Genomic DNA, 12,668 nt, shown 5'->3' on the forward strand with positions numbered 1-12,668 from the left:
TTACCTAGTCTTAAGTGTTGTCTTGTAATGAGTCAATTTGGCTGTGCAGCTGCTGAATTTTTGCTTCTGCACGGTCCAGATTTTGATTCAAAATTCGGGTGTCTTGATTCAGGTCATCCATTTGCCAGCGTGGGGCAAGCAAGCCTGAATCTTCTTTTAACGCGTCTTCAGCAAAGAACAAATGGCTTTGTAAAGTACGTTTGAGATGTTTGGGTGCAAGTTGTAACTTACCAATTTCATGCGCAAGGCTTGGACCAATCCAAGGGCTTAGATGCGAAGCTAAATCAGGCTCAGCTTGCTGCATAATGCGCTGGATATCCTGCAATAAGTGATAATCACCTTGCAATGGAATATTGCCGACATCTTCAGCCAACAGCAGTTTGAGGAGCTCGACGACCGTTTTGACATGTAAGGTCGCCGTTGCTTCAGTTATGTTTAACTGCTGCTCGAAAGGGCGTTGCTCAAAGATGGATGCGGTTTCAGTATGTCCTGTTGGCGTCGGTTCTAAGCGAACTTTCTGATCGTCAAAAAACACATCCACCGACAACTGTGGTGAGTCGATCACCACACGAAGCATTTTGCCTTGCAATTCATTCAGTTGGATGCGAGTAATAGCATCCAAATCAATGACATGATGAATTAAGCGTTCAACTGCACCAAGTGCGAGAATCGACCACATAGTTCAGCCTGCAGTATTAAAGTTTGAAACCACGGTGTACAGCCACGATACCACCCGTTAAGTTGTGGTAATCACAGTTTTGGAAGCCCGCATTTTCCATCATACCTTTAAGAGTACGTTGGTCTGGGTGCATACGAATTGATTCTGCAAGGTATTTATAACTTTCAGAGTCATTTGCTACGATTTTTCCCATAATTGGTAATGCAGTGAATGAGTATAAGTCATACAGTTTTGAGAATGGTTCAAATACCGGTTTAGAGAATTCTAAAATCAGTAAACGACCACCTGGCTTAAGAACGCGGTACATTGCAGCAAGAGCAGCATCTTTGTCAGTCACGTTGCGTAGACCAAATGAAATGGTTAATAGGTCAAAACTGTTGTCTGCAAAAGGTTCTAAAGTTTCAGCATTGGCCAAAACGAAATCGACATTGGTACAACCAGCATCAATGAGGCGGTCACGACCGACATTGAGCATCGATTCGTTAATGTCTGAAAGCACCACATGACCTGTCGGACCAACTTCACGACTGAACACTTTAGCAAGGTCACCTGTACCGCCTGCAATATCCAGTACGTGCTGACCGCGACGAACACCTGACATGTTAATGGCAAAACGTTTCCATAGACGGTGAATACCAAATGACATTAAATCATTCATGATGTCGTATTTTGCAGCCACTGAGTGGAAAACTTCCGCGACTTTTTGCGCTTTGTCTTCGCTGCTCACGGTCTGATAACCAAAGTGTGTGGTTGGCCCAACATTACCTGTGTTCGCGCCACGTGGCAGATTATATTTGGGTACTGAACCTGTCACAGGTGTGTCGGTCAGACGTTGTTCTAAAGATTGTTGCTGACCTTGCGCTGTCCCTTGTGGTAAAGGTTCAGTTAAGAATGGACTCGCTTTGTCTGTATTTTGTGCCGACTCAGGTGTAGGGACAGGCGTTTGATTCTCGTTAGACATTAGAGTCACTCCTAACTTATAAATAGGGTTAATGTTACTTTGTAAGCATGATGACAGATTCTCTGTTGTTATACAGCAGTCATTTGCATTTGTTGTGAATAATATACAGAAAAAATAAGGGGCTGCTGTAATTGCTTTGCAAAACCCCTATAAAAAATCTGAATTCAGCCTTGAACGCCCTGTTTGTTTTATATCAAATGTGGGCTGAATGGGGATGATAATTTTGTTAGGTCGCAGGCTGAAACGGGTTCGGGTCTCCAGCATGTACACGGTCAATGATTTGACGTTCTACAGTGGTAAATTCACGCACAAATTTTTCTGCTGACTTAAGTGGTTTCATTGCGAGAAAGCCATCTTGCATAAAGTCATACATCACTTCGAAGTTATATTTTATTGCTGCACCTTTGCACATCTTAAAGGCGGTATAGACCATAAATGAGCGCATATATTTATCTAAATTACGACCTAAATCGTCCAATAGTTGCAGCTGTAACATACGGTCCTTGCCCTGATCGAGCTTAAGATAAGTCTGGCGCATCATTTCATCGGTTAAGGGCAGATTGGATGGATAATCTTCTAATAATTGCATGGCCACTTGTTCATCAAGCTGTACGGCTAAAATGGCAAGTTGTACGCCCGAAGTACCAGTCTTTATGGCATTGTCTGGAATCAATTTTTCAGCTTTGTGTGCATAGCGCGTGAGACGAGCAATTTGTGCTGCTAATGCATCAAAATCAGGACCGCCATATAAACGATTAATAAAATATTCAGACATCAGCACATAGTGTTTTTCAGCAAATTGTACGGCATGTGTGCGTTGCATACGTTGTTTTTGCCACTGCTGGACATCTTGTAAACGCTGTAAAATTTCTGGCTTTTTGTGGTAGTTCAACTGGTAATACAGTTCAAGTAAATCATCTAATACTGCAAGTTTGGACATTGAGTGTCTCAATTATTTTTTAGATGTTTGAATCTTAGTGGGTGTTGGAGCTTAGGGCTATGACAAAGTGACGAAATTACAGGTCAATCTGAGTCAGTTTGTTGCAGAAACGGTCATATTTTCCATTTCAGCATATACATGAAAGCATTGTTGTGGGGTGAAGGGCATGGTTATACTCAAAACAGAATAAAACCAAGGGTCCGCCATGAGCTTAAAAGAAACAGAATTTCAATTGATGGATGAAGAACAACTCTCGGTTGAGCTGATTGAAGCGCAGTATCAACTGAAAAATACCAGCCGTCAGCCCAATGCCAAAAGCATGTTGATTTTAGTGAGTGGAATCGAGCTTGCGGGTAAGGGAGAGGCTGTCAAACAGCTCCGCGAATGGGTCGATCCACGCTACTTAATGGTGAAAGCGGATGCCCCTATCATGTTTAATCAAAAACAAACGTTTTGGCAGTCTTATGCACGGTTTATTCCTGCCGAAGGGCAAATCATGGTGATGTTTGGAAACTGGTACAGTGATTTGCTCAGTACCGCCATGCATGTGTCGAAGCCTTTGGATGAAACCTTATTTGATGAATATGTCGAGAACATGCGAGCCTATGAACAAGACCTAAAAAATAATCATGTCGATGTGATTAAGGTCTGGTTCGATTTATCTTGGAAATCTTTACAAAAACGTTTGGATGAAATGGACCCGAGTGAAGCGCGTTGGCATAAATTGCATGGTTTAGATTGGCGCAATAAAAAACAATATGACAACTTGCAACGTTTACGTCAGCGTTTTAGTCATGACTGGATCATTATCGACTGTGAAGATGAGCAAGTCCGTGATCAGCAATTTGCACAGTATATTTTACGCACTTTAAAACATTGTCCAACACATGAAACTAAAGCGGTAGGGCGTTGGAAACAAGCCAAAACACCACAGGCTTTATTGGAGCCAAGTACAGCCGTCGCTGATGAAGCCGATTATAAAAAAGAATTAAAAAAATTAAGCCGTAAGGTGGCTGAAGCTTTACGTTTTGATTCACGCAACGTGGTGATCGTGTTTGAAGGGATGGATGCCGCAGGGAAAGGCGGAGCAATTAAACGTATTGTTAAAAAGTTAGACCCACGCGAATATGAAATTCATACCATAGCAGCACCTGAAAAATATGAACTACGCCGTCCTTACTTATGGCGCTTTTGGAATAAAATTGTCCCTGAAGAGAAAATCACGATTTTTGACCGCAGTTGGTATGGTCGCGTCTTGGTTGAGCGGATTGAAGGCTTTGCCAATACGGTTGAATGGCAGAGGGCCTATGATGAAATCAACCGTTTTGAAAAGGACTTATATGACAGTCAAACGGTCGTTATCAAGTTCTGGTTAGCCATAGGAAAGGATGAGCAAGCTGCACGGTTTAAAGCTCGAGAAGAAACCGCGCATAAGCGTTTTAAAATTACTCCAGATGACTGGCGGAATCGTGACCGTTGGGATGACTATCTCAAAGCTGCCGCAGATATGTTGCAACGTACGGATACAGAATATGCGCCGTGGCATGTGATCGCGACCAATGACAAACATAGTGCGCGCTTACAGGTATTAGAGACGATCTTAGCGCAATTGAAAGCAGATTGAATGCATGAAAAAAGCCACGATATTCGTGGCTTTTTTCATTTTCAAAACTAGCTCATTTTCAGATCTACTTCATCTTTAGATCTATGGTTTAGATCACTTTGATTTATAAACGATGTTGATGCGCTAGATATCGCCGTTAAACATTGTTCGGCGTTGGGACAGGTTGGTTCGGAAATTTCTGTTGAATACGCTTCGCCAATTGGTAGCTTTCTTCTACATGGGTTTCAGCGACTTTTTTCATCACAATATAACCCAAACTGGCTGCCACCAATTGTCCACCTAATGGAATAAATTTAGTGACTTGTTTGGTAATATATTTTGCTGCAATGTTATTTAGCGATTTTTTCATCGCGGTTCGTGCAACCACTAAACCAGAAAATTCGACACCACGTTTACGCAGTTCTGTCCAATGAATTTGTTTGGTTTTTGGATCATACACACTAATTTGATCTGGCGCTAAACCAAAACGCGCATTAATTTCTGGAATGAGCTGTGACAAAATTCCGACGTCAATCACCACATCCAAAAATGGCACAGGAATAATAGCTGCACCTGCTGAAAAATAAGCACGTTTTTTGACGAGCTCTAAGCATTCAGCGCGAATAATGTCCAGATTTAAGTTAGGGTCGATGGAATCAGGAATGTTATCAATTTTCATAAGCAGATACCCTTGATACTGGATTGGTTTTTTTCTCATAAAGTATCATTAAGATACTTGTTTAAAAGCATTTTTTGCAATCTATTCTCTTGTCAAAGTCGCATAGACAGCCCAAGATGTATAGTAAATAATCATTGTTGTTTTGTAGTAGTTGGTCACTCAGGCTGTAAAGGTAATCCATGGCAATACATGTAATTCAAAGTCAACGAATCGAAGTTTTGGTGGATTGTCTAATAGAAAAATTGAAATCGAATCAATCGACCAATGCTTTGTCCGTCTTGCAAGAACGACATATCGTGGTGCCCGATCAAGCCATTGCTGCATGGTTAGAAAAACAAATTGCTGAAAAAATCAGTATTAGTGCCAATATTAAGCATCATCGTAAAATTTTAGGGTTGCAGTGGAAAGCCTACGATTGGGCCTTGCCGAATAAACAAGACCGAGAGCGGATTAAAGGTATCAACATGCCGCCGTTGATTATGCAATGGCGTATTTATAATGCTTTAGCGGTTTTTATTGCAGCTGATCAGTTTGATGCAGCACAGATTCCGACAGATGTTCAGCCCTTAGTTCAGCGTATTTTTGACAGCACAGCACAGCTCTCAGATCGAAAAAAACGTGAGCAAAAGCGGCAAGAAATGTTGTACTGGATCGCTGCTCAAGTCACTCGGCTTTTTACCAACTACATGGCCTTTCGTGGCAGTTGTATTCATACCCCAGATGAAGGTGTTGAGCACTGGATTTGTCCACATTGCGATACCGATTGGTTGAAGGCGTGGAGTCACAATCAGCCTTTAAATATCATGCAACTCACAGGTCTGAAACCTGAACAAGCCGATGAATATCTACCGACGCAGGCTCGACAACTGGAGCATTGGCAGCGTTGGTTATGGCATCAAGTATTCCAAAAAGACTTTAATGACCGTCAGGAAATAGACAATAAATTTTGGTTTGCCTTGGCGCGTGCTGAGCAAAATCGGCAGCAGCAGTTTGATTTGGATGCTGAGGATGATGAACGCGATGATGATGAGCGTCATCAAACCTATAACGGTTTGCCTGAACAAATTTTTGTTTTTACGACCTTAGAATTACCACCTGCACAACTGAAATTTTTATATCGCTTGGCGGCGTATACCAAAGTACATTTGTTGTATTTCAACCCATCGCGTGAGTATTGGGCAGACATGGTCGATCCAGTTTGGAAAGATCGTTATAACTTGAAATTACAACAGCGTTATATTGAGCGAAATCCCAATGTCAGCACAGCGCAAATTCAGGCCTATCTGAGTACGACCAATGCCGAATTTCGTGAATCACAGCATTCATTACTGACGCGTTTAGGCAAGCGTGCGCGGGATAACTTTGCATTATTGGTGAATATGTCTGGTGGCGAAGGCTGGGAAGATATTTTTCCAGACACCGAGCCGACAACACTGCTCGCTCAAATTCAATATGACATCATGACCTTAGAAGAACCCGAGCAGCATCAATATGCACTCGCGGGGGCAGATGAATCGATTCAATTTCATGTCTGTCATTCTAGCCTGCGTCAGTTAGAAGTTTTACGTGAGCAGTTGGTATATTGGTTGGCCGAAGGCTCGGAACAAGAGCCACGCCATCCGGGTGATATCTTGGTATTGGTGCCAAATTTAAAAGAACTGGAACCGCATATTCGGACGGTCTTTTCGACGACTCGTGGCATGGGACGCAGTGCGGTGGATTTACCTTATATCCCAGTCAAAATTGCAGGGGTGGTCAGCCAAGATATTCAAAATGCATGGCAAGCTTTCGTTGGACGCATTGAAATTAGCCAAGGTCGTTTTACCGCAGAAGATTTTCATGATTGGCTGAATTTGAATGCGGTGCAAGAACTGTATCAGCTCGACCATGTGCAAATGGAACGTATGATGGAACTGCTGATTCAAGCCGGTTTCCGTCGTGGTTTAGACGAACAGCACATGTTGGCTTATTTGTCCGAGCAAGACCGAGATTATCGTTATACCTTTAAATTTGCATTAGACCGTTTAGCTTTAGGAATTGCGATACCACAACATGCCGTATTTGAGGACACCTTAAGTTTTGCAGGGGTGTCGAGTAGTGATTTTGAGTTGGTTCAAACTTTAATTCAGATCTACCGAGATATCAGTGCGCGTCGAGATTGGCTCAATCCGAATCTCAGCACACAGACTGTCAAAGTGTGGTTGCAACAATTAGATGCAGATTTAAAGCCTTTTGTGGAAGCCAGTGGTCGAGCATTTGAAACCATTCGCAGTGTGATGCGTGCGATGACGCAACGTCTGCATAATGCCCAAAGTGATAAAGTTGAGTCGCTCCCAAACAGCTTTAATTTGCCATTATCTTTGCTGCTCAAAGAAATACAACAAGGCATCGATAGCTCTGCCGATCAGATCGAACCGACAGGATCAGTGACCTTTGCGGACATGGGGAAAATCCGCCAAGTCCCATTTTCATTGGTGGTGTTAATGAACATGGATAGCGGCAAATTTCCGCGTCGTGATCAGCAAGTGCCTTTTGATTTGATGGATGTGTTTAAACCGGTTTTGGGTGATCGCTCTCGTTTGGAAGATGATAAAGGTGCATTTTTAGATGCCTTGTTATTTGCCCGACAGTCCTTGTGGATTTTCTATAATGGCTTTGATGTCAATGATGGTGAAAGTCGGGAGCCATCATCCGTGATATATGAATTTAGCCAGTTCCTCGCACGGATGATTCAGCCGCAGCAATTGAACCAACCCCATGATGCCATGCTGGATTTGGATGGCTTACGCATTCCACAGCAGCTCGAGCCGCTATACCATATTTATCCTTTGCAGCCTTTTGACCCGATGGGTTTTCAGCAGTCGAAAAACTTACGATATAAAGATCAATGGTTTGCTGTGGCGGAACATATTTTAGATCAGTCGGGACAACGCCAATCGTGGATTAACCGTGATTATCCTGTGCATGATGAGCAAGAAGTACGGGTATTAGATGGTCAGGAATGGATTAAAGATGTGGTGTTTCCTGCCCGTGCATATTTGAAAACGCTTGGCGTGGCCAGTGTCTATACTGGTGACCAATTGCCGCAGCAAGAGCCTTTGTTGCTGGACCGTTTACAGCAATATCATGTCCGTGACTTATTGCAAAAGCATTATGTGCAGCCTGCCTCTCGTGTCGATCAAACAGAGGATCAGAACTCTACGACCTCAGCTGAACCCGATATGGCCTTGTTCCAAGATGTACTGCCTGTGGGACATAGCCAAATAGCGACTTGGAAGCTCAGTTTGCAAGAGCAGGCACAGTTATTAGAGCGTTTGGATGGACGCCGTGTAACCGCGACCACCTTACAAAACTTACAGCTTGAACCGCATTTGATACTGAGTATCACCGTGCCTGAAGACTCTCAGAGTATGCATTGGTTAAGCTGTATGGCGTCTGGGGCAAAGCCTAAGCGTCAGACGCAAACCTGGCTCGAATATCTATTGTGGTTGAGCTATTTAGACTTAGGCGATGAGGGCGCGACGTATCGTCGTGAAGTGATTTGTAATGATAAAAGCATAGTCTGTTGTGGATTAAGCTCTGCACAAGCCAAGCTGCAGCTCAGTGAATGGGTGGCGATGTGGAAACATGCACAAAAACGTCCTGTGGTGCTGCCTGCTGCCTTAATTCGCCAAGAAAAATGCACTTGGGTGGAAAATGAAACAGGCCAACTCATGCCTGATAATTTTGCAAAGCTTCAAGAGGAATGGCTGAAAAATCATAGTTTTGGTGGAGTGGAGTTGGAGTCGAATGAAGCCAATAGCCACCATCGTGATTGGAGCTTTATTTTACAGCAACAAGCGGCAGATGAACTTCTGGCATTGTCCTGTCGTTATTATGCAGAACGTTTATATCATGTGATGGATACCGAGGCGGATGACGGCCTAAAAAAACTTAATGTCATCAAGCCTGAGGTGAAAAAATGAATATGCCACAGCAAGCGATGAAAATGTCCACCAACCCGATTGCAGACATGAGCTTTACCGGACTGCACTGGATTGAAGCCTCTGCGGGTACTGGGAAAACCTATACGCTTTCCAGTCTGATGGTGCGGATTTTTCTCGATCGCTATATGCCAAATCAGGTCATTGCCACCACCTTTACACGTAAAGCCACAGCGGAACTCAAAGCGCGGGTACGACTGCGGATTGAAGAAACCCGTGACTTTATTTATGGCCTGCTCGCGGCATCTCAAGGTGAGTTGGCCGAACTTCAGCAAAGTTTGAGTGACCCCTTGTATCAGCAAGTGCTGAAAGATCATGGGCATCACTTAGATTATGCCTACAATCGTCTGAACGTGGTCTTACAACAATATGAAGAACTCTTTGTCGGAACTTTAGACAGCTTTAGTCAAAAGTTATTACGTGAATTTGCCTTTGAAAGTGGTCGTATCGAACAGGTGCAAATCAGTGATGATGAAGACCTGCATATTGAACGGATCATTCATGATTTATTAAGAGATTGGATCCAGCAGCAGCCTGCACATTTGATTGAATATTTGATGTTGAATCATCAGTTGAAAGGCCCTGAATACTATCTGGGCGCAGTAAAGGAAAGTCTAAACTTCCCATCGGTGGATTTGCGCGTCCCTGAATTACCCGAAAATGCCTTGGCGCATTTTGAAGCGATGTGTCATCAGCTTGCGCAAATGCTGCCTGCCGCTCGTGTAGAGCTTGCAGCGTGTTTTGATGCCACAAGTCATTATAAAAACCTGGTGGATGCTCGACGTTTTAATAAAGGGGCATTTTTTGTCACCTTTAACACACGCATTCCCGAGTTTTTACAGCACTTTGAAGCTGCGGGTAGCCAAGGGGTTTTGACTCAGTCCGATGTGTTACAACAGACAATGAAAGCCATTCGTTCATTGTTTTATGATCCGAATAAAACTGAATTTAAGCCACGTGTCTTTAAAGACAAAGTCGTTGAAGAACAGCCGGATATCTCAAAAGAATTTTATCAACATGCTTTTGTTCAACAACTCCGAGCGGTGCTCAATGCTTATGAACATATCAATCAAGCAGAACAATTTCTAAACTTTTATTTGGCACAGGAAGTTAAAAAGCGTTTGCCTCAAGTGTTGTCCCACGCTGGGGAAACCACCTTTTCACAACAAATTCGGACCTTGTCGGAAGCCTTACAGCAAAGCTCAGCCGCAGGGAAAGACAGTTTTGCCGCTCATGTTTTGGCACGATATCCGCTGATTTTAGTCGATGAATTTCAAGACACCAACCAAGATCAAGATGACATGCTATCCAGTATTTGGCGGGTCAAGGAGCGCTTACATCAGGGCTGTATGATTATGGTTGGCGACCCCAAACAGGCGATTTATGGATTCCGTGGCGGTGACATGCTGACCTATCGTAAAGCGCGTCATGATATTCAAACCAAGGGTGGACGTTGTTATACCTTGAACAAAAACCATCGTTCAGTCAAAAACTTGGTTGAAGTGGTGGATGCCTTGTTTCATCGGCAAACGGACTTTGGTGAGCAAGTTGAATACACCCCGATTCAAGCAGGTGAGCGTGAGCATCCGCCGTTGATTGATCATGATCAAGTCAATCCACAACCTCTGCGTTGGTTGGCTTTGGATGAAACGCTGAATGAAGCTGAGCAAGTGGCTTGGCAGATTCAGTCATTGCTCAACCAAGCGCAGCAAGGACATTTATATTTTCAAGACAACAATACCCAGCGAGCACTGACAACAAACGATATTGCGGTCTTAGGGCAAAACCATTTCGACTTAGAGCAAGTGCAACAATGTTTATTGCAACTGGGTGTTCCTTGTTATAAAGCATCACGGGACAGCGTCTATAAAAGTTCCGTCGCACAAGACGTTGCCGCTTTGCTGACCGCAATTTTAAATCCTTATCAAGAAGCCAAGGTGAAACGTGCGCTGCTGAGCCGTTTATTGGGTTTTGATCTGAAACAACTGGTCGCACTCGAACAGCAGGCAGATGGGCTGAGCGAAATTATCGAAAAACTCGAACAGATCCGACAAATTTGGAATGAGCAAGGATTCCGCAGCGCGTGGAATAGCTGCATGACGGTCTTTCAGGTGTGGACGCGTTTGGTGGCTAGGCAAAGTCGAGATAATGAACGCACAGTGGTGAATTTACGCCATATCGCAGAATTATTAAGTCAGCAAAGTGAACATTACACAGGTGCACATAAGCTTTATCAATGGTTTATTCGCCAAATCAATTTAGGCATCAATAATGAAAGTACCCAAGAGCGAAAATTGACTGGGCAATTGGGGGTGCAACTGATGACGATTCATGCATCCAAAGGCTTAGAGTTTGGTTGTGTATTTTTATTGGGAGCAAATGCAGGCTTAAGTGAAAAAGGCAATTTGAATTTTTCCCTTAAAGACAATCAGCAAAAAAGCCTTGGGTTAGAACGTGTGATTGCCGTGAAGTCTTCGGACTTACCCGAAGATGATATTCAACAAAATGATGCGCGCAATGAAGCAGAGCATCATCGCTTGTGGTACGTGGCGTTGACCCGTGCCAGTTATCGTGTCTATGCCGTGCTACGTCATCATGAAGTAGAAAAGAAACAAATGGCAGAAGCGCGTTCAGGACTGACTTTTTGGCGTGGAAGCGAACCTGATCTGTTCCAACATACAGAAAGTGTGGATGCTGATGTTTTGCGTGCAGCACCACCAATTTTGACTCAGACTCAGGTTGAAACTGTTGTATTAGACGCGGAAGAAATTCCCAACAGCCATTTTTATCCACGGGAAACCACCAGTTTTACCGCGCTCACGCGTACGGCACATAAGACACATATACAACGTGACCAATTGGCAGCGGTTGTGACCGAGCCAGAAGACAGTGCTGCCGATGAAGTGGAACAGCTTGAAATTATTGAAGCAGAAACTGCAGAGAAAATTAGTTGGATTAAACGGCACTTTCCAAAGGGAACCAAGCCCGGAAGTTTCTTGCACAAGTTGATGGAAAAAGTTCGATTTAGCACCCCAGAAGATAAGTTGGCCAAAGCCATCGCAACGCGTTTTCATAGTGATGTTGAGTTTGATTCGCCGCAAATATTGCAAAATTTGATTAAACAGTTTGGGCAAACGGCGAACCCTGAACAAGACGAAGCTGAACTGATTGAAGAAATGCAGGAATGGTACAGTCAAATCATTCATACACCGTTGCATGATGGTTTTAGCCTGCATCAGTTAAACGATGGTGAATATCGTTCAGAAATGGACTTTCATTTAAGTATGGCAGATCGTGCATTGGCAATACGTAAAATACGCATGCTATTTGAAAGCCTAAATGAGCCAGATTTACGGATACAAGATTTGAATGATGTGTTTACAGCACGCTATCTGACGGGGTCGATTGACTTGGTATATTATGATGGTCAGCGTTATCACATTGCCGATTATAAAAGTAATTTCTTAGGCGATCAGACCGCACATTATAATCATGCCTATATTCGAGAAAGTATGAGTCATTCTAGTTACTGGTTGCAGGCGGCTTTATATTTGGTGGCCCTACATCGTTATTTGAAAGCCGTGATGAAAGACTATGACATGAAGCAGCATTTGGGTGGGGCGAGTTATTTGTATCTTCGCGGTATGGATGGACAGTCCGATCGTGGGGTATATCACTGGAAGCCGGCGGATACATTCATTCAAAACCTCGATGCAATATTGAGCGAAAAGGTTGTGGCTAAAACGTGAATAAGCACGAAAAAGATAAAAATATTCACGCTGAAACAATAAGTTGCATTGTGGATAAGTTTGAGGATAACTGT

Annotated in this window: 7 protein-coding genes; 3 read left to right on the forward strand and 4 right to left on the reverse strand. The window is 43.4% G+C overall.

The window, feature by feature from the left end; all coding sequences use genetic code 11:
- Positions 1-10 precede the first annotated feature (10 nt).
- From FTU77_RS01300 to FTU77_RS01310, 3 genes are all read right to left on the reverse strand, one after another.
- Positions 11-679 carry an SCP2 domain-containing protein gene (locus FTU77_RS01300; protein WP_168377975.1) on the reverse strand — a complete coding sequence of 223 codons (669 nt, stop codon included), beginning with the start codon at positions 677-679 and terminating at the stop codon, positions 11-13.
- Between the two features lie 16 nt (positions 680-695).
- The gene (gene ubiE / locus FTU77_RS01305; protein WP_078192823.1) at positions 696-1,640 is read right to left on the reverse strand and encodes a bifunctional demethylmenaquinone methyltransferase/2-methoxy-6-polyprenyl-1,4-benzoquinol methylase UbiE; all 945 of its coding nucleotides are present in this window, start codon (positions 1,638-1,640) and stop codon (positions 696-698) included.
- 226 nt (positions 1,641-1,866) lie between these two features.
- Positions 1,867-2,580, reverse strand: a complete 714-nt coding sequence (locus tag FTU77_RS01310; RefSeq protein ID WP_168377974.1) for a hypothetical protein — start codon at positions 2,578-2,580, stop codon at positions 1,867-1,869.
- 205 nt (positions 2,581-2,785) lie between these two features.
- On the opposite strand from FTU77_RS01310, the gene FTU77_RS01315 reads away from it, so the two are divergent.
- Positions 2,786-4,204: a phosphate--AMP phosphotransferase gene (locus tag FTU77_RS01315; protein WP_168377973.1), complete on the forward strand. Its 1,419-nt coding sequence runs from the start codon at positions 2,786-2,788 to the stop codon at positions 4,202-4,204.
- 136 nt (positions 4,205-4,340) lie between these two features.
- Here the strand turns inward: FTU77_RS01315 and FTU77_RS01320 are convergent, their stop codons facing one another.
- On the reverse strand, positions 4,341-4,862 hold the full coding sequence (locus tag FTU77_RS01320; protein ID WP_168377972.1) for a hypothetical protein: 522 nt from the start codon (positions 4,860-4,862) through the stop codon (positions 4,341-4,343).
- Positions 4,863-5,041: 179 nt separating this feature from the next.
- On the opposite strand from FTU77_RS01320, the gene FTU77_RS01325 reads away from it, so the two are divergent.
- Both FTU77_RS01325 and FTU77_RS01330 read left to right on the forward strand, forming a co-directional pair.
- Complete coding sequence (locus tag FTU77_RS01325) at positions 5,042-8,827, forward strand: exodeoxyribonuclease V subunit gamma (protein WP_180054278.1); 3,786 nt, start codon at positions 5,042-5,044, stop codon at positions 8,825-8,827.
- Positions 8,824-12,594, forward strand: a complete 3,771-nt coding sequence (locus FTU77_RS01330) for a UvrD-helicase domain-containing protein (RefSeq protein ID WP_180054280.1) — start codon at positions 8,824-8,826, stop codon at positions 12,592-12,594. The genes FTU77_RS01325 and FTU77_RS01330 overlap by 4 nt, the downstream gene beginning before the upstream one ends.
- The last annotated feature ends 74 nt before the right edge of the window (positions 12,595-12,668 follow it).

Source organism: Acinetobacter sp. YH12142 (assembly GCF_013418435.1).
Taxonomy (GTDB): Bacteria; Pseudomonadota; Gammaproteobacteria; order Pseudomonadales; family Moraxellaceae; genus Acinetobacter; species Acinetobacter amyesii.